This window comes from Streptomyces sp. HUAS ZL42 (genome assembly GCF_040782645.1).
GTDB lineage: Bacteria > Actinomycetota > Actinomycetes > Streptomycetales > Streptomycetaceae > Streptomyces.
Genome location: NZ_CP160403.1, coordinates 8,086,921 through 8,112,258, shown reverse-complemented (window position 1 = coordinate 8,112,258; position 25,338 = coordinate 8,086,921). Strand labels below are relative to the sequence as shown.

The following is a 25,338-nucleotide window of genomic DNA, read 5'->3' as shown; positions in this document are numbered from 1 at the left end:
TCGGCAGGATGGATCCGGGCGGAATTACGGGCAGTTCTCGGTGCGTGGCTCGGCGGATCGTCACGGCGGTTCAGGGGGTGAAGGTCAGCGTGCGCAGCCGCTGTTCGCCGGTGAGGACGACCCGCAGGTCGTGTACGCCCTCCAGCTGCTCGGCCAGCGGGGCGGTGACGGTGGTCCAGGCATAGCGGTCACCGGTGGCGGGCACCTGCACGGTCGCCAACCTGTGATTTCCCGCGCGGAGTTCGAGCACGGCGGCGGCCCCCTCCCCGGTCCGGGACACCTCGACCGCGAGATTGCCTGCGCCGCTCAGGTCCACCTGCCGGAAGAGCAGCATCGCGGCCTTGCCGGACGGGGCCACCGCGTCGCCGTCCTCACGGGTGGCGTCGACGAGGGCGAGGTTCTCGTAGTCGTCGAAGTCGACCGCGCGCAGCGGGCCTTCGACCGCGCGGCGCGGCTGCGGGGCGGGGCCGGTGACGGTCAGCTCCGCGGTCAGTGCCGGAGCCGCCGCCGAGCGGGCGAGCACCAGTTCGTAACGGCCGGGGTCCACGGTGAAGGCGCCGGTGGTCACGTCCCAGTGGGACAGCGCCTCGGCGACCGGCAGCCGGAATTCCAGCTCCGCCGTCTGGCCCGCCTCCAGGCGTGCCTTGCGGAAACCGACGAGTTTCAGCCGCGGAGCCTGATAGCGGGCGTCCAGGGCGCGGGCGTAGAGCTGCACGGTCTCCGTGCCCGCGCGCGGCCCGGCGTTGCGCAGCGAGACCCGGACGCGGATCTCGCCGTCCTGACCCAACCCTTGCTGGTCCAGGGCGAGTTGGGTGTAGTCGAAGCGGGTGTAGGAGAGGCCGTGGCCGAAGGCGTAGAGCGGGGCGGCGCGGTGGTACTGGTATGTCCAGCCGGCCTTGATGATGTCGTAGTCCAGGCGGCCCGGCAGTTCGTCGTCGCCCCGGTACCAGGTCTGCGGGAGGCGGCCTGCCGGGTCGGCCTCGCCGCGCAGTACGCGGGCCAGGGCCCGGCCGGTCTCCTGGCCGGCGTGCGAGATCCACAGCACCGCGGGCACGTGCTGGTCGGCCCAGTCCAGCGCGTAGGGGTAACTGGACATGACGACCAGCACGGTGTCGTCGTGGACCGCGGCAATCTCGCGCAGGAGCCGGTCCTGCTGGGGCGGCAGTCGCAGGCCGGCCCGGTCCGTGGTCTCCTTGCCGTTGATGTGCGGGTCGTTGCCGGCCACCACGACGACCGTCTCGGCGGTCCGCGCGGCCGCGACGGCCTCGGCGACGCCGTCGCGCACCACGGTCCGGGTGAACCGGGCGGCCTGCTCGGGGGTTTCGGCGGTCATGGTGAGGACGCCGGTGTCCGGATCGGCCTGCGCGTAACGGCTGCTGCAGATGTTGAAGAGGAGCTCCGTTCCGTCCTCGGCGGGTTCGAGGCGGAAAGTTTCGTGGACCTCCCACTCACCGGGCTGGTCCCGGTCGGCGGCGACCCGCTGGTCGTCGTCGCGCAGCGAGGCGTCACGGCCGGTGGCCGCGGAGCGCAGGGTGAGCACATCCAGGTCCCAGTCGAAGAGGTCCCACTGGGCGGCAGGGTCGGTGTCCTGGGCGTCCGTCATGGCCAGCCGGCCCTCCGGCCCGACGGCGGTGACGGTGCGGCCGTCGGCGGTGCGGAGCACGATCCGGTCGACGCCTTCGACACCCTCGACGCCCAGGCCGTCGGCGACGGTGACCCGGTAAGGGTGAGTGCCGCTGTACCAGTCCTGGAACAGGGTGCGGGCGAGCGGCCCGACCACGGCCACGCGGCGGTCCATGGCGAGCGGCAGTGTGCCGGTGTTCTTGAGCAGCACGACCGACTCGGTGGCCGCGCGCAGCGCGAGTGTCTGGTGTGCCGGGGAGTTGACGACATCCCAGCCGATGCCCGCATACGGGTCCCGCGCGGGATCGAACTCGCCGAGCCGGAAGCGTATCGACAGCTGGCGGCGCACGGCCCGGTCCACGTCCGCCATCGACAGCAGGCCGCGCTCCAGGGCGGCGCTGATCCGGCCGAAGGTGGTGGCGCTGTCCTCGAAGTGGTCGGTGAAGCTGTCGATGCCGGCCTTCAGCGCGGCGGCGTGCGACTCGGCGTGGTCGTCGAAGTAGTGCTCCGGGTCCACCAGGTTCGAGGGGGCGTCGGCGTCGCTGACCACGAAGAGTTCGTGGCCGGTGGGCTTCGCCCAGTCCCGCAGCTGCTGTTCCAGGAGCGGACTGACGTGGCAGGGACGGCCGTTGACCAGGTTGTAGGCCGCCATCACGCCGGTGGCCGCGCCGGTGGCGATGGCGAGCCGGAAGGCGGCGAGGTCGTACTCGTGCAGGACCCGCGGCCGCAGGCCGGAGGAGGTGGTGCAGCGGTCGTCCTCGTTGTTGTAGGCGAGGAAGTGCTTGAGGACGGGCGCGGTGCGCAGGTGGTCCGGGTCGTCGCCGGACATGCCTCGGCAGAAGGCGGTGCCGAGCCGGGCGGAGACCAGGGCGTCCTCGGAGTAGCCCTCCTCGTTGCGGCCCCAGCGCGGGTCGCGCAGCAGGTTCACCACGGGGGCCCAGCCCTGGAGGCTGTTGCTGCCGGTGCCGACGGCCGGGGGGCGGTGGTGGTGGAAGGCGCGCTGCTCGACGGAGATCGCCTCGGCGACCTCGCGGACCAGGTCCTCGTCCCAGGTCGCGCCCAGGCCGACGGCCTGGGGGAAAGTGGTGGCCTCGCCGAGCCAGGCGACGCCGTGCAGGGTTTCGGTGCCGGTGCGGAACTCGGCGACGCCGAGGCGGGGAACCGCGGGCGAGTACTGGTGCAGCATCGCGATGCGTTCCGTCGGCGTGAGCCGGGACAGCAGGTCTTCGACGCGTTCGGCCAGCGGGCGCCCCGGGTCGCGGAAGGGCAGCGTGGCGGATACGGCGGTACTCACAGGTGAAAGTCCCTTGCAGAGTGCGGGGCAGGGGGAGGACGGCGCCGTACGGCCGGGTTGCAGCGCCTCGGGGCCGTGTTGAAGCGCTTCGACGCTGACATGGGGGCATCGAGGTGTCAAGAGAAAGTTTCTAAGAAACTTCGCACGAAAAAACAACGCTTCTGTTTCTCGCACAGGCCCTTGCCTGGTGCCGCAAACCGCGCTTAACCTCTCGGCCATATCGAAGCGCTTCGACAGGCGGACACGATCCGCGCTGCCATTCGACGCCATCGAAGCCGCTCACGCCTCCTGCGCCGAAGCCAGGCGGCTACTGCGCAGCCCTCCCGCACGACGTTCGTCACAGAACCTCAAAGGCGAAGGACCGCCCACCATGAGCATCGCAATGAACCGCAGAGCCTTCGTGAACGGCGCCGTCGCCGTCGCCGGGGCCGCCGCCATGTCCCCCTTGCTGTCCGCGTGCGGAAGCGGCTCCTCCAGCTCCAAGGGGGGAACCAACTCCAAGTCGGGGCTCGCCGGCGCGCTTCCCGACTACCAGGCCAGCACCTCGGTGAAGGCGGACATTCCATCGATCACCGGAGCCGACGGAGCGTTCACCAGCCCGGGCTTCCTGGCCTACCCGGCCCACCCCGTGACAACGGTTCAGGGAACCCCCGGCAAGGGCGGCAGCTATACCGCGGTGACACCGATCTGGGGGACGATGCCTGCGCCGAACAACTCCTACTACCAGGCCATGAGCAAGGCCCTTGGCATCGACCTGACCATGAAGCCGGCCAACGGCAACGACTACGCGACCATCGTCCCGACGATGACCGCGTCCAAAAAGCTGCCGGACTGGGTCCAGCTGCCCGCCTGGTGGAACGCCACCTTCAATGTCAGTGAGCTGGTGGGTACTCAGCTGGCGGACCTCACCCCGTACCTGTCCGGCGACAAGATCAAGAAGTACCCGAACCTGGCCGCGATTCCCACCGGCGCCTGGCAGGCCGCCGCCTGGGAAGACAAGATCTACGGCATCCCCTCCTTCGCCGGCGGCATGGCCGTGGCCGGGCCCGTCTACTTCCGTGCGGACGTACTGGGGGCGAAGGGCGTCACCGCCGACCAGATCAAGTCCGCCGACGACCTGTGGAACCTGGGCAAGGAGTTCACCGACGCCAAGCGTGGCGTGTGGGCCTTCGACGACGTGTGGACCTACCTGTACCAAGCGTGGGGACTTCCCTACAAGTTCACCGTCAAGAAGGGCAAGCTCGTACACAAGTACGACATGCCCGAGTTCCTGGAGGCCCTGAACTGGCACTACCGGCTCGCCAAGGCCGGTTACGTGCACCCGGACGCGCTGGCGGGCGACACGAACAACGGACTCTCCCGGTTCTATGCCGGGAAGTCCTTGATCGAAGGCGGCGGCACCGGCGCGTGGAACCTGGCGGACCACCAGTCGGGCGTCGCCGCGAACAAGAACTACCGCCGTGGAGCTTTCGACATCATCTCCGCCGACGGCAAATCCAAGCCTCAGACCTTCCTCGGCCCCTCCACCAGCATCATGAGCTACCTCAACGCCAAGCTCAGGGGCGAACAGATCGAGGAGCTGCTGTCCGTCGCCAACTACCTTGCGGCGCCCTTCGGTTCAGCCGAGTACACGCAGGTCGTCTACGGCGTCGAGGGTGTCCACTACACCATGGTGAACGGCATCCCCTCCTACACCGACGAGGGCAAGAAGACCGCGCAGCAGCAGACGTTCAACTTCCTGGCCTCCGCGCCGCAGGTCGTCAGCAACCCGGGCGCCAACCAGGTGACGAAGGACTACACCGCCTGGTCGGCCCGGACCGTGAAGTACGTCTACAAACCGGTGTTCTGGAACATGAACATCACCGTTCCCAAGCGCTACGCCACCGCCGACACCGCGCAGGCCGTCGAGGACGCGATCAAGGACTGCTACCACGGCATCAAGAAGGTCTCGGACGTCCAGGCCGCCATCGCCTCCTGGAAGGCCAGCGGCGGCGACCGGCTGACCGAGTGGTACCAGACCGCCGTACTGGAGAAGAGCGGCAGCGGCCAGTAGCGGACGACGGCGTGCGGACCGGCCGCGTCACAGCGGCCGTCGCACAGCGAGGAGGAGCGGTGGCCGCCACGATCACCACCAAGAACAAGAAGGAATCGACGTCGACGTCGGCAGGGGTCGAGGGAGGTGGGGCATCCCCTCCCCCGGCGAACCGCATGAGTCTGCGGTTGCGGCTGCGCCGGGACAAGTCGCTGATCATCATGACCCTGCCGGCGGTCGCGCTGCTGCTGGTGTTCAACTACGCGCCGCTCTTCGGCCTCATCACGGCCTTCGAGTACTACGACCCGCTGGTCGGGGTGGTGCACAGCGACTGGGCCGGACTCGACCAGTTCCGGCAGCTCTTCCACGACCCGCTGTTCTGGGAGGCACTGCGCAACACCCTCTGGCTCAGCTTCGTGCAGCTGATCCTCTTCTTCCCCGTGCCGATCGGGCTGGCGCTGCTGCTCAACACGGTGCTCAGCGAACGGCTGCGGAACTTCATCCAGTCCGTGGTCTACCTGCCCCACTTCTTCTCCTGGGTGCTGGCCATCACCCTCTTCCAGGAGATGCTCGGCGGCGCCGGAGTGCTCAACCACTTCCTCGCCCAGCACGACCTGGGCCCCTGGAACATCATGACCAACCCGGACACCTTCGCGCTGCTGATCACCTCCCAGGCCGTGTGGAAGGAGGCCGGCTGGGGCGTCGTCGTCTTCCTCGCCGCGCTCGCCGCCATCGACCAGAACCTCTACGAGGCGGCCGCCGTCGACGGCGCGGGCCGCTGGCGCCGGATGTGGCACATCACCCTCTCCGGGATGCGCGGGGTCATCGTGCTGATGCTCGTGCTGCGCCTGGGGAACGCCCTGTCCGTCGGCTTCGAGCAGTTCCTGATCCAGCGCAACGCCGTCGGCCACGACACCGCCGACGTGCTGGACACCTTCTCCTTCTACTACGGCATCGCCACCAACAACTACAGCTACGGCGCCGCCGCCGGACTGTTCAAGAGCGTGATCTCGCTGCTCCTGATCTGGGGCGCCAACAGGGTCGCGCACTCCTTCGGTGAGGACGGGTTGTATCGCAAATGAGCCAGACGCTGACTCCCCCGCAGACCGCCCCCGCCCTCCGGCCCGACCGCCACCGCGGTCGTGCCGTCTGGGAGGAGAAGCCGACCGTCGCCGGGCAGACACTCAAGGGCGGCGTCCTCCTCCTGGTCCTCGCCGCCGTACTGGTGCCGCTCTACATCGTCGTGCTCACGAGCTTCTCCACCCCCGGCGCCATCAACCGCGCCGGCGGACTGGTGCTCTGGCCCGACGGTCTCACCCTCGGCGCCTACCAGCAGATGCTCACCGACGGCCCCGTCACCCGCGCCGTCCTGGTCAGCCTCTGCATCACGGTCATCGGCACGGTGCTGTCCATGGTGGTCTCGGTGATGTGCGCCTACGGACTCTCCCGGTCCCGCTCGCTCGGCCACCGCAGCATCCTGATGGTGCTGATCGTCACCATGTTCGTCAGCGGCGGGCTGATCCCCACCTACCTCGTCGTCACCGGCCTCGGCGGCTACGGCCAGTACTGGGCGCTGATCCTGCCCAGCGCCGTCTCCGTCTTCAACATCCTGGTGCTGCGCTCCTTCTACTCCGGCACCGCCGCAGACCTCATCGACGCGGCACGGATGGACGGGTGCAGCGAATGGCGCATCCTCTGGTCCGTGGTGCTGCCCACCTCCCGCGCGGTCACCGCGGTCGTGGCCCTCTTCTACGCCGTCGGCTACTGGAACGCGTTCTTCAACGTGATGCTCTACATGCCGACCGACAGCGCCAAGTGGCCACTGCAGTACGTGCTCTTGGAGTACGTCAATTACGGCTTGACCATGCCCGGATCGGTCAACAACGGCTTCGGCGGTATCCACGCGCAGACAGCGCCCCAGTCGCTGCAGATGGCCGTGGTGGTGCTGACGCTGATCCCGATCCTGCTTGTGTATCCCTTCATGCAGAAGCACTTCAAGACCGGCGTACTCACCGGGGCCATCAAGGGCTGACCCGCGACGGCCCGATGTCGCGGTGATCCACGCGGAAAGCAGAGAGATGACCACCGGCATGGTGACACTGACTCAGGTGACCAACGCGCAGGCGTCTTTCCGAGCACGGTGAGCTACGTCTTCAACGGCAAGCACTCCGTCCCCGGACCCACCCGGGAGCGCGCGGAGCAGGCCCCACGGACGATGCCACCCGGCTGACGCAGGTTCTCACGCCCCGCGAAAGCACAGGCCCGGTTCCGTGCCGGCCTCTTGAGCCGCGGAGGCTCACAGAGACGCGCATAGGTGCAGGGGTATCCCGGCCGAAGGCCGGCGTGCGGGGCCACCCCCGGGCCCCGGAAGCGCACATTGAACTACTAGCAAATGGAGTCGTCCATTCATGTTCAACTTCTTCCACGACCTCGGTCACGCTCTCGAGTGGCGGGCCGAGGGCGAAACCCTGTGTGGCGCGGCGAGCGGGACGGACGCCGTGCGGGTCCGGGCGACGCCCGGCGGGGCGCTGTTGAAGGACCTGCCGGGGGCGCTGTTGCCGGAGCAGACGCGCGCCGTCGCCGCCAGTTGCCTCCCGCCGGTACGGCCGCTGCTGGAGTTACCCGAGGAAGAGCACGTCTGGACCGTCGAGGACTCCTTCCTGCTCGGCCCGGACCTGCTCGTCGCCCCTGTCACCGATGCAGGAGCCCGCGAGCGCGAGGTCTATCTGCTGCTGGGTGCGAGCTGGACCGAGGCCGGGACGGGTGAGGTGCCCCAGGGCTGCAGCACCATCCGTGTCGAGGCCCCGCTGGAGAGCATCCCCCCGTTCCTCCGCGACGGCGCCGAACTCCTCGTCCGGGCAGGCGAGTCGTGACCGGGCAGCTGACCCGCCGCCTCGGCGGCCTCGCCTTCGGCGGGGACTACAACCCCGAGCAGTGGGACGCGGGTGTGTGGAAGGAGGACGACCTGCTGATGCGTCAGGCGCGGGTCAACCTCGCCACCGTCGGCGTCTTTTCCTGGGCGCTGCTCGAGCCCGAGGAAGGCCGGTACGAATTCGGCTGGCTGGACGCCCAGTTGGATCGGCTGCACGCCAACGGCGTCGCCGTCGACCTGGCCACCCCGACCGCGTCCCCGCCGCCTTGGTTCACCTTGGCCCACCCCGACGCCATGCCGGTCGCCCCCGAGGGCGCTCGGCTCGTCCACGGCAGCCGCGACACCTACTGCCTGGCCGCCCCCGCCTACCGCCAGGCCTCGCGGCGGATCGCCACCGCCCTGGCCGAGCGCTACGGGAACCACCCGGCCACCTCGCTCTGGCACGTCCACAACGAGTACGCCACAGTATGCGTCTGCGACCACGTGGCAGAAGGGTTCCGGCGCTGGCTGCAGCACCGGTACGGCAGTCTCGACGCCGTCAACTCAGCCTGGGGGACGGCTTTCTGGAGCCAGCACTACGGCAGCTGGCAGGAGATCCTGCCGCCCCGGGCCACCCAGTGGCACCGAAACCCGGCGCAGGTCATCGACTTCCGCCGCTACTGGTCCGACGAGGCCTTGGCCGCCTACCGCGAACAGCGCGACGCCATCCGCGCCCACAGCGACCGGCCGGTCACCACCAACCTGATGCTGCCCGGCTACCAGAACCTCGATCTGTGGGCCTTCGGCCGCGAGGTCGACTTCGTCGGCATCGACCATTACCCGGACGCCCCGGGTTTGGACGCCGCCGCCGACATCGCCTTCGGCGGCGACCGGGCCCGCTCCTTCGGCGGCGGCAAGCCCTGGCTGCTGATCGAGCAGGGCCCCAGCACCATCTATGCCGGGGACCGCACCCTGCCCAAAGAGCCCGGGGAGATGCTGCGGCACTCGCTCCAGCACCTCGCACACGGCTCCGACGGCGTGCTCTTCTTCCAGTGGCGGCAGCCCCGGGCCGGAGCCGAGATCTGGCACTCCGCACTCGTCCCGCACACCGGACCGGAGTCCAGGATCTTCCGCGAGGCCGTACAGGTCGGCGAGGCCGTCGCCCGACTCGGCGAGCTGGCAGGTTCCCGGATCACCGCCGAAGCAGCCGTCCTCCACGACGCGGACGCCTGGTGGGGCCTGGACAGCCAGGGGTTGCCCTCCTCCGAACTGGACTATCGCGGCACTCTGCGCCGCGCCCATCGCGCCCTGTGGGACGCCGGCGTTACCGTCGACTTCGCCCACCCGGAGGCCGACCTGACGCAGTACCGGCTGGTCGTCGCCCCGGCGCTGTACTTGATGTCGGACGCGGCGGCGGAGAATCTGCGGGAGTACGTGCGGCAGGGCGGCGTACTGCTCGTCCAGTACTTCAGTGACGTCGTCGACCAGTGTCACCGGGCCCGCCTCGGCGGCTACCCTGCCGCGCCGCTGCGCGAGGCCCTGGGTGTTCGGGTGGAGGAGCACCGGCCGCTGGCCGCCGGTGCCGAGATCACCCTCTCCGATGGGTCGTCAGGTTCCGTGTGGAGTGAGTACCTCGGCGCCTCGGGAGCCGTAAAGGCCGTGGCAGAGTACCCGGACGGCCTGCCGGCGCTCACCCGGCACGGCTTCGGTACAGGCACCGGCTGGTACCTGTCCACGCGCCTGGACGACCGGGCCTATACCGCGCTGGTGGGCCGCCTGCTCGGGGAGGCTGGGGTGCGGCCCGTCCTCCCCGATCTCCCAGAGGGGGCCGAGGCTGTCGTCCGCCGTGCCGAGGACGGCCGAGAGTGGCTGTTCCTGCTGCACCACGGCAGCGGACGGCCGTGGCGGGTCACGGTGAGCGGGCACGAACTGCTGACCGACCGTCCGGTGCCGGAGACCGGACTGAACCTGCACCCGGGTGCGACAGCCGTGGTGCGTCTGCGTGCTTAGGCAATCGGAAGTCGCCTGAACATGACGACCGGCGCCCAGCCCAGTCCGACTTGCCGTGCCCTGTGTCCAGCGGTGCTGGACACAGGGCACGGCACTGGTCTCTTTCCGATGAGGAAGGTGTGGTCGCCGACTCCGACGTGGTAGGCCATTGCCGAGGCGCGTTCGCGCCGCGGGCGGTGGTATCCCCTGGCCGGCTTGCTGCTCATCTGCGCCTGCGCAGTCGTCGCCGGCGCGGCGGCTCAGCGAGCCGGTCGACCGGACCGATGTCCACGACGATGCGCTGACCGTCGCGAACCTCACCGGCTCCGGCGAGCGTGCCGGTGGAGACCACGTCACCCGGCAGCAACCGCAGCGCGCTGGAGGCGTACGACAGCAGCCCGGGGACGTACCGGATGAGGTTCGCACCCGGGCGCGCTGCCGCAGCGCACCCTCCACCGATCAGCGCAGTTCGAGCGCTTCCGCGGACCCACCTCGTCAGGGGTGACCAGGTGGGTCCCATGGGGGTGAACGTGTCGAGGGATGTGCGGATCAAGCAGGCCTTCGGTGCGTTCTCTTTCCTTGCCGGATGCGGAGAGCGCAGCCGCTCAGTTGATGCGGACGATCTTCCAGAGCTGGTCGTCGACGTTCAGGTCGTTCCACTGGATGACGGATGCGCCATTGGCGGTGGAGGACTGGGCGACACCGACGGCGAGGCCGCTGTTGACGTTCTTGAGCTTGTAGTAGCCATTGCCCGCGTCGGTGAGGGTCCACTTCTGTGAGCCGGCGGTGGAGGGCGTGTTCTGCACGACGGCGGCTCCGGCGGCGGTGGATCCGCTGCCGATGTCGAGGTTGAGGTTGCTGCTGACGCCCTTGACGGTCCAGGCTCCGCCGCCCGCGGACTGGAAGGTGAACAGCTGGCAGAAGCAGGCCGAGTTCTGCCACTGGTCGGCGGCCGTACCGGCGGAGGTGGAGTCCTTGGGGATGTCGAGGTACTTGCCGCTGTTCTTGTTGACGAGGACGTACTGCCCGGTGCCCAGCGGGGGCAGCGCGGTCTGGGTGAGGTTCCAGCGCTGGCAGGCGCAGCCGGTGCCGCTCCACTGGCCGGCGGTGGTTCCGGTGGCGGTGGAGGCGTTCGGGATCTCCAGGTACTTGCCGGTGACGCGGTTGGTGATCGTGTAGCCGCCCGCGGGGCTCGGGGCGACGGCCCATTCGTGGTCGAGGGTGCCGTTGTCGTCCCACTGAAGGATCTTGGCGCCGTCGGTGGTGGACTGGTTCTCCACGCCCAGGACCTTGCCCGTGGCGACGTTGAAGATCTTGAAGTAGCCGGAGGACTGCTGCACGAAGCGCCACTGCTGGTCGGTGGCGTTGTCGGCGTTCTGCTGGGTCGCGTAGGTGCCGTTGGCGGTGGAGCCGCCCGCGATGGCGAGCTGCAGATTGCTGTTGGCGTTCGCCACGGTGTAGGTCGCGCCGTCCGAGACACCGCCGCCCAGATCGATGGTGCTGTAGGTCACCGGGTTGACGCCGGTGCTTCGTGCGCGCCCGCCGCTGAGCACCAGCAGGCTATGGCCGTCGGGCAGCGGGAGCATGCCGCGGCTGTAGCCGCCGGCGACATTGGAGCGGATATGGGTCCAGGCGCCGGCAGCGCCGTTCTGGGTGTTGACGAAGAGGTCGTCCTGGGTGTCGCCGCTGACGACGAGGGTGCCGTTCGGGCCACCTGCGGGCAGCCAGGTGATGTACGGCGCGCCGCTGGGGATGATGCCGTCGGTCGCCCGCAGCACCTGGCCGGGGGCGGAGGCGAACGCCTCGGGGTCGGCGGAGATGTGGTAGTACACGGAGCAGCCGCCCTCGGGTGCGCCGCAGTACTCGTGCGTCATGACGTAGTTGCCGTTGGGCAGTTGGGTGACCACCGGCATGCCGGGGCGGTCCGCGTAGTTCGGCATCGCCACGTCGTCCACGACCGGGCCCCAGGTGCGCACGTCCGTGGAGACCTGGTGCACGATCTTCTGGCCGTGGGCGGTGTCGCGCTGGTCGGAGTAGTAGACGATGAGCCGGTTGCCGTTCATGAGGAAGAACGGCTCCCACACCGGCGTGTAGCCGTTGGTGGAGAACGCTGGGCCGCCGGTGGCGATGTTGGTGACGAAGCTCCAGGTCTGCCCGCGGTCGGTGCTGGCGTAGAGGTCGATCTTGGACGCCGACCGGTCACTGGGCACGGAGTCACCGGCGGCCAGGATGGTCCCGGCGGGGAAGTCGCCCATCGCGGTGGGCAGTTCGAACAACTGGGGCTCCCAGCGCATGCCCCAGCCGTTCTGCGTGTCGGTGACGTCGGAGATCTTCGTCCAGGAGTTGCCGTTGTCGGTGCTGCGGTAGATCGGGAAGACCGGGGTGCCGGAGGTGTACTGCTCGAACGTCGACAGAATCGTGCCGTTGGCCGAGCCGTTGTGCTCCAGACGCAGCGCCCGCGGATAGAACGAACCGGGCGAGGGCGCGTTCGAGGGCGGGGTGTACATCGTCTGCGACGGACGGGCCAGGGCATCCGCCCGCCCGGCGGCCGGCAGAACCAGCGTCGCCACCACGGCCAGCAGGGCGAAGACCGTCGACAGGAGGGAGAGGGGACGGGAACGCGGAGCGGCGCCGGGTCTGGCGCCTGTTCGGGCAGGGAACATGTGCGGCTCTCAGAGGAAGGGAAGGGGATGTGCTTTGGTGCCCGCCGCATCCCGGATCGGTCCGGACGGGAACGGCGGAGTCGGTGGGCGGCGTCAACCGGCATGACCGTGCCGGCTGACGCCGCGATGACGAGGGCATCCGACAGGCGCCACGGAGACGGCCGTCGGGCGGCGGAGGTTGGTGCTCGGGCGTGCGGCCTACGCCTGCTAGGGCCGGGACAGGTGATCAGGTGGCGCGAAGTACCGTCTGACCCTGGTGGGACGGCGGGGGTGCGGTCGAGCCGCGGACGACGAGTTCGACCGGTGGCTCGCTCGCCGCAGGCAGCTCGGTCTCCGGCTTTTCGATGGCATGCACGAGCAGTTTGATGCCCTCTCCTGCCGCAGCGTCGAAGGGCTGACGCACGGTGGTCAGGGGAGGAGTGACGTAGGCGAAGACGGGGTTGCCGTCGAAGCCGACGACGCTGACGTCCTCCGGCACACGCCGGCCGGCCTCGCGCAAGGCGTGGATCAGGCCGATGGCCATCTCGTCACCCGCCACGAACACCGCCGTCACCGAGCTGTCCGCAGCCAGCGTGCGGCCTGCCGCGTAACCGGATTCGGGTGACCAGTCACCCCGGATCACCGGCGGTTCCTGTGCCCCCCGTGCGGCCAACGCCGCCCGCCAGCCGTCGATACGGTCCGTGGACGCGTACCAGCGACCGGGGCCGGCCAGGTGGTGAACGGTCGTGTGCCCCAGGTCCAGCAGATGATCGGTGGCCGCCCGTGCCAGCGCATGGGCGCCGACGCCCACAGTCAGGGTCCGGGCGGAGGGGAAGGACGGCGGCGCGCCCAGGAACAAGACCGGCACGTCGATGCGGACGGAGACCTCTCCTTCCACGACGGGCTCGGAGACGACGATCCCGTCAACTCCCTGTTCCAGGAGGGACATCACCGCGCCGGCAATGCCTTCGGGGTCCCCGTCCGGCGTATTGACCACACGCAGTGCGTACCCGGCGTCGCGCACAGCCTTCTCGATGCCCACGAGGAGCATCGCGGTTCCGTACCCGGCCGTCCCCAGGGCGACGACGCCGATGGAGCGATTCCGCCCCGAGGCCAGCGCCCTGGCCGCGTGGTTCAGCCGGTATCCGAGTTCGTCGGCGGCTTCGAGGACGCGTTGCCGGACCTCGTCTGAGACATACGGCTCATTGTTGAGGACCCGCGACACCGTCTTGCGCGAAACGCCGGCCACGCGGGCCACGTCCGCGCTGCGCGGTGCGGGAGAACCCACGCTGCGCCCTGCCGCTGATGTCATGAGAGCTCCTGTTGGCCGTATGCCTGTCGCCTGCTACCTCGCCGTCTGGTGCCTGCATCAGGCGAGGTCAGCTATATGACCGCGCGGTCACTGACCGCGCGGTCATATCTAGACAGCCGGACGGTCACGCGTCAAGGGCTCGCGCAGCATTTCTTCCACCGACAGGGCACACAGCTGCGAAAGGAGCGGTCCGCTCGCCACGTTCTCTGCAGAGCCTTGACAGCGGGTCCCTGGAAAGTTCACTCTTCGACGCGTCGACCGATCGGATCTGTCCGATCGCGTTTGTTTCTGGTCGTATCGTCGACCGCTTCCCGTCATGCCCCTTTGAGCCAACGCGCCACGCCCGGGCTATGACAGCCTCTCAGGAGCCGAAATGCGCCTTTCATCCCCTGGTCAGCCCCTGCCTGGTACCAGCCGCCGCGCCGTGCTGCGCGGACTCGGTGGGGCCGCTCTGCTCGGTGCCGGCATACCGTTGCTGTCCGCGTGCGGCGGCAGCGGTACTGCGTCCGACCCGAAAACCGTCACCCTCGGCTCCAACGCGTCCGACGCCGTCCCCAAGAAGGCGTTCGCCGAGATCTACGCGGCGTTCAAGAAGCAGTCCGGGATCACGGTCGACGTGAACACCAAGGACCACAACACCTTCCAGGAGCAGATCAACTCCTATCTGCAGGGCACCCCGGACGACGTGTTCAACTGGTTCGCCGGCTACCGCATGCAGTTCTTCGCGGCCAAGGGCCTGACCACCGCCATCGACGACGTGTGGGCAAAAATCGGGGACAACTTCCCCGACGCGATGAAGAAGCTGAGCAAGGGCGCGGACGGCAAGTACTACTTCGTGCCGATCACGACGTACCCCTGGGCGATCTTCTACCGCAAGAGCGTCTTCCAGCAGCACGGCTACACCGTCCCCACCACCTGGGACCAACTCGTCGCCCTGTGCAAGCAGATGAAGAAGGACGGCCTGGTCCCGATCGCGTTCGGCGACAAGGACGCCTGGCCCGCGATGGGCACCTTCGACCAGATCAACTTCCGTACCAACGGCTACGACTTCCACGTCGAGCTGATGGCGGGCAAGGTCTCCTGGACCGACGCGAAGGTCAAGGCCACCTTCGACCACTGGGCCGAGATCCTCCCCTACCACCAGGACGGTTCCCTCGGCCGCACCTGGCAGGACGCCGCGCAGACCCTGGTGTCCAAGAAGGCCGGCATGTACCTCCTCGGCTCCTTCGTCGCGCAGCAGTTCACCAACAAGGCCGACCTGGACGACCTCGACTTCTTCGCCTTCCCGGAGATCAACTCCGCGTACGGCCAGGACACCGTCGAGGCCCCCACCGACGGCTTCATGGTCAGCAAGAGCCCGAAGAACCACGACGGCGTGGTGAAACTGCTGGAGTTCCTGGGCACTCCGGAGGCCGAGGCGATCTACCTCAAGGCCGACCCGAGCGTGGTGGCCGCCTCCAGCAAGGCCGACACCTCCACCTACTCGACGCTGCAGAAGAAGGCTTTCGAGATGATCAGCGGTGCCAAGAGCCTCACACAGTTCATGGACCGCGACAGCCGGCCGGACTTCACCTCCACGGTGATGCAGCCCGCGCTGCAGAAGTTCGTCCGCGACCCCAAGGGAGTCGACGGTCTGCTGTCCTCGATCGAGCGCCAGAAGAAGACGATCTTCGCGTCCTCGTAGTCGGGGGTTCTCCCAGCATCATGAGCATCGACGCCACGAAGACCCGGGAGGCGGCCGCCATGCCGCCTCCGGGCACCGCATCCACCAAGAAGCGTGTTCCGCAGGGCCACAAGCGCCTGCTGACCCGCCGTGACCGCATCACGCTCGGCTTCATGGCCGGCGTGCCCACGGTCCTGCATGTGGCCCTTGTCTGGGTCACCGCCCTCGCCTCCATCGCCCTGGCCTTCACCTCCTGGGACGGCATCGGCTTCAGCTCCATCAAGTGGGTCGGCCTGGACAACTTCAAGCAGCTCTTCACCGACAACCCGCAGTTCTGGCCCGCGGTCGAGCACAACATCATCTGGTTCGTGGTGCTCATCGCCGTCCCGACCCCGCTCGGGCTGTTCCTGGCCGTCCAGCTGGACAAGAAGATCCGCTTCAGCCGCGTCTACCAGACCGCGTTCTTCCTGCCGGTCGTCGTCTCGCTGGCGGTGACCGGCTTCGTCTGGCAGCTCGTCTACAACCCCGACACCGGCCTGATCAACAGCCTGATCGGCGCCAACAAGCCGGGCCACTACATCGACTGGATCGGCGACCCGCACCTCAACCTGTGGGCGGTTCTGATCGCCGCGTCCTGGCGGCACACCGGCTACATGATGATCCTGTACCTGGCCGGCCTGAAGGGCGTCGACCCGTCCCTGCGCGAGGCCTCCTCGCTGGACGGCGCCAACGAGTGGCAGACGTTCAAGAACGTCATCTTCCCGACTCTGCGCCCGACCAACACGGTCGTCCTGGTGGTCACCATCATCGAGGCGCTGCGCGCCTTCGACCTGGTCTTCGTCTTCAACAAGGGCGCCCAGGGCACCGAGCTGCTGTCGATCCTGATCACCAACAACATCATCGGTGAGTCCAGCCGGATCGGTTACGGCTCCGCGATCGCCGTCGTCCTGCTGGTCATCTCCCTCGCGGTCATCATCCCGTACCTGATCGCGACCTTCCGGAAGGAGCGGCGCGCATGAGCACCAACGCCGCGGCGCTCGGCAAGCAGCGCACTCCCGTCCGCCCCGCCCGGATCCTGCTGCACACCTTCCTGGTGGTCACCGCGCTGGCCTGGCTCGCCCCGCTGCTGTGGGCGGTGTTCGCGGCCCTGCGCCCTTACTCGGAGACCAGCACCAAGGGATACGTGTCCTGGCCGGACAAGCTGAGCCTCGACAACTTCAAGAACGCGTTCGAGCAGTCGGACATGCTGCACTACTTCGGCAACACGCTGATCATCGCGGTCCCGGCCGTGCTGATCACGCTGCTGCTGTCGTCGATGGTCGCGTTCTACGTCAGCCGCTTCGACTTCCGGCTCAACATCTTCCTGCTGCTGGTCTTCACGGCCGGCAACCTGCTGCCGCAGCAGGTCATCATCACCCCGCTGTACCGGATGTACCTGCTCATCGACCTGCCCGGCATCACGGTGAGCGGCAAGCTGTACGACTCCGCGCTCGGGCTCGTGTTGATCCATGTGGCGTTCCAGTCGGGCTTCTGCGCCTTCGTGCTCAGCAACTACATGCGGATGCTGCCGCACGAGCTGACCGAGGCCGCCCTCGTCGACGGCGCCTCGGTGTGGCGGATGTACTGGCAGATCGTGCTGCCCCTGTGCAAACCCGCGATGGCCGCCCTCGCGACCCTGCTCTCCATCTGGATCTACAACGACTTCTTCTGGGCCATCGTGCTGATCTCCACCGGCGAGAACATGCCGATCACCTCGGCCCTGAACAACCTCTCCGGCCAGTACTTCACCGACCCCAACCTGATCGCCGCGGGCGCCCTGCTCACCGCGATCCCCACCCTGATCGTGTACTTCGTGCTGCAGCGGCAGTTCGTCAGCGGCCTCACCCTCGGCGCCAACAAGGGCTGAAACACCCGCTCTTGCCACTCCTCCCCTACGCATCTCCCGGAGCACCCACCTGTGAGTACCGCACGCCGTCTTCGCGTTCCCGGCATCGCCTACGGCGGTGACTACAACCCCGAGCAGTGGCCCGAGGACGTCTGGGCAGAGGACATGCGCCTGATGCGTGAAGCGGGCGTGACCATGGTCAGCGTCGGCATCTTCTCCTGGGCGCTGCTGGAGCCTTCCGAGGGCGTCTACGACTTCTCCCGCATGGACCGGATCCTCGACCTGCTCCACGAGAACGGCATTGCCGCCGACCTGGCCACCCCCACCGCGGCCCCGCCCGCCTGGTTCTTCAAGGCATATCCGGAGGCGCTGCCGGTCGACCGGGAGGGGCACCGGCTGTCGTACGGCAGCCGCCAGACGTTCTGCCCGTCCAGCCCCGCCTACCGCCGAGCGGCGCTGCGGATCGCCGAAGCCCTCGCCGAGCGCTACGCCGCCCATCCCGCCGTCGCCATGTGGCACGTCCACAACGAGTACGGCTGCCACAACGACGCCTGCTACTGCGACACCAGCGCCGCCGCCTTCCGCACCTGGCTGCGCGCCCGCTACGACAACAATCTGGACGCCCTCAACCACGCCTGGGGCACCACCTTCTGGAGCCAGTGGTACTACGACTGGGACCAGATCCTGCCGCCCCGCGCCACCGCGGCTCCTGCGAACCCCACCCACCAACTCGACTGGCGCCGATTCTGCTCCGACGAACTGCTCTCCCTGTGCACGGCCGAACGCGAGGTGCTGCGCCGGGCCGCGCCGGACATCCCCGCGACCACCAACTTCCTGGTCCTGCGCACCATCGACGCTCTCGACTACTGGCGCTGGGCACCGCAGCTGGACATCCTCTCCAACGACCACTACCTGATGTCCGACGACCCGGAAGCCGAGATCGACATCGCGCTCAACGGCGACCTGATGCGGTCGCTCGCGGGCGGCCCGTGGTTCCTCATGGAGCACTCGACGGGTGCCGTCAACTGGCAGCCGGTCAACCGGGCCAAGCAGCCTGGAGAAATGCGGCGCAACGCCCTGGCACACGTCGCCCATGGCGCCGACGGCATCGCGTTCTTCCAGTGGCGGGCAGCCAAGGCGGGCGCCGAGCAGTGGCACTCGGCGATGCTGCCGCACGCCGGCACGGACAGCCAGATCTGGCGGGACGTCGTCCAACTGGGCGCGGATCTGCGGGCGTTGGCCGAGGTGCGGGACTCCACCGTCGCGGCGCAAGTGGCGATCGTATGGGACTGGAACGCCCGGTGGGCACTGGAACTGCCCTCCCAGCCCAGTGGCGAACTGCGCTACCAGGACCTGGTACGGGACTGGTACACCCCCCTGTGGCGGGCGGGAGTCTCCGTCGACTTCGTACGCCCCGACGACCCTGAGCTCGACCTCTATCAACTCGTGCTGGCGCCGTCGCTGTACCTGGTGACGGAGGCAGCCGCGACGAACCTCGCCCGGTACGCCGAACGAGGGGGCACTCTGGCCGTCGGCTTCCACAGCGGCATGGTCGACCAGAACTGTCATGTGTACCTGGGCGGTTACCCCGGCGCGTTCCGCGATGTCCTCGGCGTGGTCACCGACGAGCTCTTCCCCTTGCTGCCGGGAGAGACGACCGGCCTGACCGGCGACGTGCCTGCGGCCGCCACCGCCGACCTGTGGTCGGAACGGATACGGCTCACCGGCGCGCAAGCCGTCGCCGCCTACGCCGACGGCCCGTTGGCGGGCCACCCTGCCGTCACCCGCCACCGGCACGGCAACGGCACCACCTGGTACCTGGGCACCCACCCCGACCAGGACACTCTCACCGCCCTGCTCCACCGCATGCGCCAGGACGCCGACGTCACACCGGAGCACGAGGCACCCGCCGGGATCGAAGTCGTCAGGCGCCACGGCACGGTGGCCGACTACCTGTTCCTCATCGACCACACCGGAAAGGGGGCCGAAGCGCCCGCCGAAGGCGTCGAACTCCTCACCGGCACACCGGTCGACGGCACCGTCACCGTCCCACCGGGAGGAGTCGCCGTAGTCCGCGAACCCCGCTGATCACTGCAGCCGGCGGCAGACCCTCGCTCCGGACGTGGAGTGGACGGAGATGGCCGGCACCGTCCTTGCCGGGACCCACCCCACCCCGAGGGACTGGACCGTCCACGACGACGACACTCACGTCGTCGCGGGCGAGAACGTGATCGTCCTCGCCCGCTACACCGCTGTCAACAAGACCACGGCAAGCGGATCGACGTCCGGGATGCCGTGAGCCACTGAGCGGTCCCAATGTCAGTGGCGGGTGGGGCGCGCCGGGCGGTCGTCGCGGCCGACCGACAATTGGGCCGGGTGGTACGGGACATACGCCGCGCCGTCCAGACCGAGCGCCGTGGCCGACCGCTGGAGCGCGACCGGAGTCGCGACGTCGTCCCAACGGCCGGTGCTGACGCGGTGTTCGAGCGCGTGCAGGGCGGCCACGGTCTCGGCGGTGGTGAACGTGCAGTGGCCCTGTCGCTCGACGAACGCCTGCCGCAGCAGCGCGCCGTCGCCGGAGGCGCGCACACGGGAGGCGAAGCGGTTCTCCTGCTCCACTGGAACCAGGTTGTCGCCGTTCGTGTGGATGTCGAGCAACGGCACGTCAAGTCCCTGGCCCGCGGAGGACGTCCGCTGCGCGGTGCGGACGGCGGCGGGATCGGCGGTGACCGTGGCGCCCTCGGTCAGCGCGCGCAGGTCGGCACGCAGGTCGAGGCCGGCTGCCTGGTAGAGGGCGCGGACCTGGGGTGCGTGTGGGGAGTCGGCCAGCAGACGGGTGTAGTCCACGCCCAGGTTCCAGGAGTTGTTGCCGCCGACGGACTGCTCCATGGCGTACCGGCCGCCCTCGACGAAGGACAGGATGCCCTGCGCGAACCAGTCGTACTGCTGTGCCTCCTGACCCGCCCAGTCGGTCGCGGCGGGTCGGTCCTTTCCAGGCGACCAGGCGGGCAGGTTGAGGAAGGCGGCGGCCAGCGCGATCCGGGCCCGGCCCTGCGGTGTGGCCTGCGCGGCGGTGACCGCCTTGGTGAGCAGGGTGGCGGTGGCGGCCGCATCGTCGGCGGAGCCGAAGCGGACCAGCTTGACGTCCTGCTCCGGCAGGAGCAGCTGGGCGATGGTGTGTTCGGCGTCGAGCTGATAGTTGTCCAGGTCGGTACCGCCCGCGACCAGGCCGCACTGGCCGAGCGCGCCGTCGATGCGCCCGCCGCCGTCCCGGGCGAGCTGCGCGTTGACCAGCCCGCCCATCGAATTGCCGATGGCCAGCGTGCGCTGCGGGGTGCCGATCTTCGCGGTGACGGCGTCGAGCGTGGCGAACTGGTCGCGTTCGGCACTGTTCAGCGCCCACATCGAGCCATGGGGGTCGTACGACGACCCGGCCATCGCATAGCCCTGGGCAAGCAGTTCGGTGCGTACGGCGTCGGTGGGGGCGTCCCGGGCGACGGTGGGGCCGAAGCCGTGGCTGAACAGCAGCAGGGTGCCGTTCCAGTGCTCGGGGACGTCCGCCACCCAGGTGGCGCCGTCGGAGAGGGTGCCGGTGAGATGACCGCCGGCCGGCGTGTCCGCAACGGCGGCCGGCATGGGAACGGAGACAAGGGCGGCGGACGCCAGCGCGGCCAGGGCGATACGCAGGCGGGTGCGGCCGACGCGAGGACGGGTGCTTGCAGACATGGAACGGCTCCCTGAGAGCGGCTACGGAGCGGGACACAGGCAGATACTCAGTGCACTGAGCGAAGGTGCCGAGGAATGTAGGGCTTAATCCTGGCAGCCGTCAAGAAAGTGCACAACGTTGCCTGCGGTCGGAGCCCTGCGGCACAGCGAGCGTGGAGAGGCTGCACCGGAACCGTCCCGGTCAGCCGGGATCAGCGCGGCCCTAAGCGTAGGACCGCCAGGACGCTTCGGAGTCCCGGTGGCAGCGCGGAAGCGTGAGGTGTCCGCGATCAGCGGTGGCCGCAGCACCATCCCCATATACCCGGATCCCGGGTCGCCGGTCCTCGGTCGACCAACCTCAGCGGTCTAATCGAAGGCCTCAAGGAGCTTAAGACGTCAGGGCCAATGACATGGTCCTTCGTTGGTCACCGCGTTGGACGGCGAGCAGTCGGTGCACCGTTTCCAGCGCCGACGGCCGCGGGCGACTGCGGCTTCCTCGGCCCCGACCAGACCAAGACCAGGGCCAGGGCCCTACGCACCGTCCGCTAGGCGACGTTGTACTCGCTCAAGCTCCGCGTCGTCACGTCGGCATGGTGGTGGTCCCGTCGGATCGCCACGTACGGCCCGGCCTTCGACATCTGCGGCACGGGCAGTCCCGTTCATCGGGAACACACCCGTTCCCTGCTTTGCGTGAGCGGGGGACCAGCATGAACGTCATTTGCTGACCAGGATGCGGCTGGTCCCCTCGCTTCAGGCCATGGAAGCCGGATGGTTTTCAATCCACGAGAGCCCTCCGAGGTCGAGGTGACGGCGGGCGCGGGTGACGGCTACGTAAGCAAGACGTGCGTCGGTCGCGTTCACGGGTTCCGGGATTGGGCGGCCCTGGTTGTCGAGTTGGTCGGTGTCCGGGGGCGGCGGGAAATCATCAGCGATCTTGACATTGGGCCATTCTCGGCCTTTGGCCTTGTGAGCGGTGGAGACAGTGACATCGGCCCGGCTCTCGCCGGTGAGAGCATCGACCGCAGCGATGATCGCCTCGGGACCGTGGGTGTCGACGAGTTCCACGAACGGCTGCAGATCACGACCGGCCGGATCGTGTTCGGCGTAGTCCTGCAGCTCTCCCCAGGAGGCGAAGAGCACCAGTTCGGGGTGGGAGGTGCGACGGCCGCCCTTGAGGTCTCGGGCGGCGAGCGCCAGGGTGACGAGTGTCTGTCCACCTCTCGTCAGAGCGACCCGACGGCCGGCTGCCAACTGCCTTATCACTTCGTTCATGGCGCCGATGTTGGTGCGGCACAGCACTGCGTCGGGGGCGGTGACCAGGCCGACCTTCGTAGGAATCGTCTCGGTACCGGTCAGCCGAATCGGAGTGTCGGTGAACTCCAGCCACCGGTTGGCCTCTTGGGCGAGGAGCGGGCCGAAGCGGAAGGAACGGGTCAAGGTGAGGTGGGTGGCGTCGAAATCTGTCATCACGTCCTGGGCCCCGCGCCACCCGTAGATGGCCTGGGCGGAGTCACCGACCATCACCAGCTGGGCGTGGCTGCGTTGAGCGGCGAAGACCTGTTCCAGCACGGGGTTGGTGTCCTGAGCCTCGTCGAGGAGAAGGAAGTCGGCTTCGATCTTCGGTTCTGTCAGGGCCCACATCTTCAAGTAGTGATCGTGCTCGAAGCGGACCACGCCCTCCTCAGGGTTTTGCAGATCTGCCCAGGCCTTCACGACGAACGGCATGACCGCTTCGGCAAGTTGGGCGCCCTCTTCGAGTGATCCGAGCCTGCGCAGGGCCGGTACGTGATGAGGCGCCGGAGCCCTGTCGGCGGACTGGCAGAAGCGGGTCACCGTACGCAGCACGGCATGGGAGAGGGTTCGGTGGCTGATCTCGTGATCGCCGATACGGACGGCCGACCTGATGCCGAGGGCCTGTCCGATCCGCCACGCGGGCTGGCGAGGGCTGCTGAGACGGCGAGCGAAACGGTGGCCGAGGGCTGCGTAAGCCGTCGCGTGCGCGGTCTTGCAGAGAACGGAACGTGGAAAACGGGCTGCGGCGTCGTCGGCGATGTCCTTGTTGAAGGCGAGGTAGCGGCCACGGCGTCCGGTACTCGCGGCAAGCAGGCACAGCGTGCTGGTCTTGCCGGTGCCGGCGCCGGCTTGCAGCACCAGGTGGTGGCCGTCGCGGAAGGTGTCGACGGCGTGCGCCTGTTCGTCGGTGGGGGTGTGCAACGAGTGCTCCGCGGAGAGGGTGGGCTACGGGGTCGTGTGAGAGCGGTTCGTGTCGTTCGAGTGCAGAGATGCCGGGTGACGGCTGCGCAGCAGGATGCGAGCCGCACAGGCCAGAACGTTTTCGGGGGCGTGGTGGGCGAGAAGGCCTTCGAGCTGCGCGGTCAGTTGCCGCGTACGGTCCCGCTCATCCCGTTCGAGGGCCTCTACGACGGCCCGCCCTAGGTAGTCTGCGGGCTTCTCGCCTCGGGCTGCCGCGTCCCGGCGAAGCGCCGAACACAGGGCATGGGGGAGGTCGACGTTGAGCACAACCTGGCCGGACTGGTTGGCGTAGTGAGTCGTGAGCACGTCGATCGGCAGGAGGCGATCGAGCTCATGCCGAAGTGACCTGAGGGCTCGGTCAGGTGACTTGGCCTGGCGTACGGTCATCAGCCGGGTGCGGGCGGCGTTCGTCGCCAGTGGTACGGCTCTGCAGGCTCGGTGAAGCTCTCTACCGGTCGCGGGCCTTGTCAGGATGATCTCGACAGCGTGCTGCCGTCTCATGGCCGAACCCCATTCCGTACATCGCCGTCCGGGCGCGGCCGACGTCCGTGGGTTGGAAGTCGAGGGTGCACATGGGCGTGGTGGAGGAGCGGGTCGAACGGCTCCCAGTCGGTCAATGCGAGGTCCGCCGCCGTCGGGGCGGCAACATGCTGAGGGCAGCGTTGCCTGCGCCAGCGCAACTGCTCGGCGTACGGCAGGGAGGACAGGTCGTATAGCGCCATTACCTCTGCGGGCAGGGCGAGTTGGCAGTGGGCGGCCGTTGCGGGAGCCAACCTCCAGACGCCCGATAGGCCCTCGGGAGCAAGCACCGTGTAGGTGCACCGGTTTCTATGCCGTGTCTGGGCCACGCACTGGATCTCGTCCACGGGGCGTGCGGCGAGGTAGCGCACGTACAGGAGTTGGATGACGGGTCTGGCGGGTCGGCAGGAGTCTTCCGACCGGCGAGTCGAACGGTCTGTCGCTGGGCTCGGTGTGAAGGCGCCGACGTCGGTAAGGCGGCGTGTGTTCACGGCTAGCGCCCGCCGCAGCCTGCTCAGTGCAGGGACGACGGTGGCGCCGGCATTGCGAGCGGGGCAGACGGCGGCATGGGCCAGTCGGCACCAGGCGCTGCCGTCCCCGGCGGGATGGGCGAGGCCGGAGCTGACGTGCCAGCGGTAGTCGGCGGGCACCTCCGTTGCGGGCAGTTCCTGTGGATGCAGACGGACGGGACGGTCGGCGACTCGGTGGTACCACTCGACGGGGTTGCCGCACTCACGGCAGCGGTCGCGTTGAGCACAGCGCAAAAGCCAGGTCGGGCTGTCGGGATCAACACGCAGCGAGCGTCGCGGGTGGATCTGAACGTGGCTGCCGTCCCAGTGCCGGCGCGAGGATGGGGAATGCATGTGCGCGAAGGTGCCAGGCAACACGCCGAGCGCGCGGCGCCCAGGCCGTTGAGGTAAACCGAACGGCCCCATTCGAGGCCACATATATTCGAATGACCGCTCAATCGTTCACACCCGACCGCCCGATCGGGTGGTTCGCCAGGCAGGCCCCGACGGCCCGTCAGCCGTTCGCCCGCCGTGGCGGCTCATGCCCGCGACAGAGGGATCCGAAGAGCTCGTCGAGCGGGGTACTGAGCGCATGAGCAAGGGCGTGCCACGTCTTGAGCGTGCCGATCGTACGACCCTGTTCGATCTCGATGAGAGTCCTTCTGGCCAGGCCACTTCGGTCGGCCAACTCGTCGTAGGTCCATCCCCGCTCCGCGCGCAGCCGAGCGAGCTCCAGACGCAGAGCGCCGAAATCCGGCTCGGGCGGGAAGATCGTCACCCGACCATTCCGCGGTGCAGACACCTGCCCTGTCAGTGCAGACCTCTGCCCTAATTTGGCCCGGTGGCAGTTCAGCGAAGGGCAGGGGTCTGCACTACCGTGTGCGGCCGATCCCAGCCCGACGGGGGCCGGCGCGGAAACAAGAGGAGGAACGCACGCGCCATGAGGCTCCGCTTCGCCCACCCTGGAGTACGGCGCACCTGGACGGTGGAACTACGCCCGCAATCTGGCGGCCCGGTCCTCGTGTGCCAGCACTGCACCCATAGCGGCCGACGGCTCAACG

19 protein-coding genes are annotated in these 25,338 nt (G+C 68.6%); 11 read left to right on the top strand and 8 right to left on the bottom strand.

The features are described from left to right. Positions 1-70 precede the first annotated feature (70 nt). Positions 71-2,917, bottom strand: a complete 2,847-nt coding sequence (locus ABZO29_RS36965) for a glycoside hydrolase family 3 C-terminal domain-containing protein (RefSeq protein WP_367324549.1) — start codon at positions 2,915-2,917, stop codon at positions 71-73. Between the two features lie 370 nt (positions 2,918-3,287). Here ABZO29_RS36965 and ABZO29_RS36960 point away from each other — a divergent pair, with 370 nt between their 5' ends. From ABZO29_RS36960 to ABZO29_RS36940, 5 genes are all read left to right on the top strand, one after another. Further along, entirely contained in the window at positions 3,288-4,970 is a 1,683-nt protein-coding gene (locus ABZO29_RS36960; protein WP_367324548.1) for a Tat pathway signal sequence domain protein, read from the top strand. A gap of 59 nt (positions 4,971-5,029) precedes the next feature. Next, on the top strand, positions 5,030-6,031 hold the full coding sequence (locus ABZO29_RS36955) for an ABC transporter permease (RefSeq protein WP_367324547.1): 1,002 nt from the start codon (positions 5,030-5,032) through the stop codon (positions 6,029-6,031). After that, the gene (locus ABZO29_RS36950) at positions 6,028-6,981 is read left to right on the top strand and encodes a carbohydrate ABC transporter permease (protein WP_367324546.1); all 954 of its coding nucleotides are present in this window, start codon (positions 6,028-6,030) and stop codon (positions 6,979-6,981) included. Before ABZO29_RS36955 ends, ABZO29_RS36950 begins: the two co-directional genes overlap by 4 nt. A gap of 376 nt (positions 6,982-7,357) precedes the next feature. Beyond that, the gene (locus ABZO29_RS36945; RefSeq protein ID WP_367324545.1) at positions 7,358-7,822 is read left to right on the top strand and encodes a hypothetical protein; all 465 of its coding nucleotides are present in this window, start codon (positions 7,358-7,360) and stop codon (positions 7,820-7,822) included. Further along, a complete protein-coding gene (locus tag ABZO29_RS36940) occupies positions 7,819-9,810 on the top strand; it encodes a beta-galactosidase (RefSeq protein WP_367324544.1) in 1,992 nt (663 codons plus the stop codon). The genes ABZO29_RS36945 and ABZO29_RS36940 overlap by 4 nt, the downstream gene beginning before the upstream one ends. Positions 9,811-10,012: 202 nt before the next feature. Here ABZO29_RS36940 and ABZO29_RS36935 read toward each other — a convergent pair whose 3' ends face one another. From ABZO29_RS36935 to ABZO29_RS36925, 3 genes are all read right to left on the bottom strand, one after another. Continuing rightward, on the bottom strand, positions 10,013-10,342 hold the full coding sequence (locus ABZO29_RS36935) for a fumarylacetoacetate hydrolase family protein (RefSeq protein ID WP_367324543.1): 330 nt from the start codon (positions 10,340-10,342) through the stop codon (positions 10,013-10,015). Positions 10,343-10,394: 52 nt separating this feature from the next. Further along, a complete protein-coding gene (locus tag ABZO29_RS36930) occupies positions 10,395-12,452 on the bottom strand; it encodes an RICIN domain-containing protein (protein ID WP_367324542.1) in 2,058 nt (685 codons plus the stop codon). A 226-nt stretch (positions 12,453-12,678) separates the two neighbouring features. After that, on the bottom strand, positions 12,679-13,743 hold the full coding sequence (locus ABZO29_RS36925; protein WP_367324541.1) for a LacI family DNA-binding transcriptional regulator: 1,065 nt from the start codon (positions 13,741-13,743) through the stop codon (positions 12,679-12,681). A 373-nt stretch (positions 13,744-14,116) separates the two neighbouring features. On the opposite strand from ABZO29_RS36925, the gene ABZO29_RS36920 reads away from it, so the two are divergent. Genes ABZO29_RS36920 through ABZO29_RS36900 form a run of 5 tightly spaced genes read left to right on the top strand, consistent with a single transcriptional unit; the run spans position 14,117 to position 19,590 of the window. After that, complete coding sequence (locus ABZO29_RS36920; protein WP_367324540.1) at positions 14,117-15,427, top strand: ABC transporter substrate-binding protein; 1,311 nt, start codon at positions 14,117-14,119, stop codon at positions 15,425-15,427. A 20-nt stretch (positions 15,428-15,447) separates the two neighbouring features. Further along, complete coding sequence (locus tag ABZO29_RS36915) at positions 15,448-16,425, top strand: carbohydrate ABC transporter permease (RefSeq protein ID WP_367324539.1); 978 nt, start codon at positions 15,448-15,450, stop codon at positions 16,423-16,425. After that, complete coding sequence (locus ABZO29_RS36910) at positions 16,422-17,312, top strand: carbohydrate ABC transporter permease (protein WP_367324538.1); 891 nt, start codon at positions 16,422-16,424, stop codon at positions 17,310-17,312. Before ABZO29_RS36915 ends, ABZO29_RS36910 begins: the two co-directional genes overlap by 4 nt. A gap of 51 nt (positions 17,313-17,363) precedes the next feature. After that, positions 17,364-19,379: a beta-galactosidase gene (locus ABZO29_RS36905; RefSeq protein ID WP_367324537.1), complete on the top strand. Its 2,016-nt coding sequence runs from the start codon at positions 17,364-17,366 to the stop codon at positions 19,377-19,379. 49 nt (positions 19,380-19,428) lie between these two features. Then, positions 19,429-19,590, top strand: a complete 162-nt coding sequence (locus tag ABZO29_RS36900) for a hypothetical protein (protein WP_367324536.1) — start codon at positions 19,429-19,431, stop codon at positions 19,588-19,590. A 20-nt stretch (positions 19,591-19,610) separates the two neighbouring features. Here the strand turns inward: ABZO29_RS36900 and ABZO29_RS36895 are convergent, their stop codons facing one another. Both ABZO29_RS36895 and ABZO29_RS36890 read right to left on the bottom strand, forming a co-directional pair. Continuing rightward, positions 19,611-21,017, bottom strand: a complete 1,407-nt coding sequence (locus tag ABZO29_RS36895) for an alpha/beta hydrolase (RefSeq protein WP_367324535.1) — start codon at positions 21,015-21,017, stop codon at positions 19,611-19,613. A gap of 729 nt (positions 21,018-21,746) precedes the next feature. Further along, positions 21,747-23,210: a UvrD-helicase domain-containing protein gene (locus tag ABZO29_RS36890; RefSeq protein ID WP_367324534.1), complete on the bottom strand. Its 1,464-nt coding sequence runs from the start codon at positions 23,208-23,210 to the stop codon at positions 21,747-21,749. Between the two features lie 75 nt (positions 23,211-23,285). Between ABZO29_RS36890 and ABZO29_RS36885 the strand changes: the two genes are divergently transcribed. Then, complete coding sequence (locus ABZO29_RS36885; RefSeq protein WP_367324533.1) at positions 23,286-23,432, top strand: hypothetical protein; 147 nt, start codon at positions 23,286-23,288, stop codon at positions 23,430-23,432. Positions 23,433-23,746: 314 nt separating this feature from the next. Here the strand turns inward: ABZO29_RS36885 and ABZO29_RS36880 are convergent, their stop codons facing one another. Together ABZO29_RS36880 and ABZO29_RS36875 are read right to left on the bottom strand one after the other, a co-directional pair. After that, complete coding sequence (locus ABZO29_RS36880; RefSeq protein ID WP_367324532.1) at positions 23,747-24,631, bottom strand: DUF6083 domain-containing protein; 885 nt, start codon at positions 24,629-24,631, stop codon at positions 23,747-23,749. A 160-nt stretch (positions 24,632-24,791) separates the two neighbouring features. Next, positions 24,792-25,055, bottom strand: a complete 264-nt coding sequence (locus ABZO29_RS36875; protein ID WP_367324531.1) for a helix-turn-helix transcriptional regulator — start codon at positions 25,053-25,055, stop codon at positions 24,792-24,794. Positions 25,056-25,338: the final 283 nt, after the last annotated feature.

Bases quoted from the DNA above. Each gene is read 5' to 3' on its own strand.
- ABZO29_RS36925 (WP_367324541.1), bottom strand. From the start codon at position 13,743: ATGACATCAGCGGCAGGGCGCAGCGTGGGTTCTCCCGCACCGCGCAGC.
- ABZO29_RS36950 (WP_367324546.1), top strand. From the start codon at position 6,028: ATGAGCCAGACGCTGACTCCCCCGCAGACCGCCCCCGCCCTCCGGCCC.
- ABZO29_RS36895 (WP_367324535.1), bottom strand. From the start codon at position 21,017: ATGTCTGCAAGCACCCGTCCTCGCGTCGGCCGCACCCGCCTGCGTATC.
- ABZO29_RS36930 (WP_367324542.1), bottom strand. From the start codon at position 12,452: ATGTTCCCTGCCCGAACAGGCGCCAGACCCGGCGCCGCTCCGCGTTCC.
- ABZO29_RS36945 (WP_367324545.1), top strand. From the start codon at position 7,358: ATGTTCAACTTCTTCCACGACCTCGGTCACGCTCTCGAGTGGCGGGCC.
- ABZO29_RS36960 (WP_367324548.1), top strand. From the start codon at position 3,288: ATGAGCATCGCAATGAACCGCAGAGCCTTCGTGAACGGCGCCGTCGCC.
- ABZO29_RS36910 (WP_367324538.1), top strand. From the start codon at position 16,422: ATGAGCACCAACGCCGCGGCGCTCGGCAAGCAGCGCACTCCCGTCCGC.
- ABZO29_RS36915 (WP_367324539.1), top strand. From the start codon at position 15,448: ATGAGCATCGACGCCACGAAGACCCGGGAGGCGGCCGCCATGCCGCCT.
- ABZO29_RS36880 (WP_367324532.1), bottom strand. From the start codon at position 24,631: ATGCATTCCCCATCCTCGCGCCGGCACTGGGACGGCAGCCACGTTCAG.
- ABZO29_RS36900 (WP_367324536.1), top strand. From the start codon at position 19,429: ATGGCCGGCACCGTCCTTGCCGGGACCCACCCCACCCCGAGGGACTGG.
- ABZO29_RS36920 (WP_367324540.1), top strand. From the start codon at position 14,117: ATGCGCCTTTCATCCCCTGGTCAGCCCCTGCCTGGTACCAGCCGCCGC.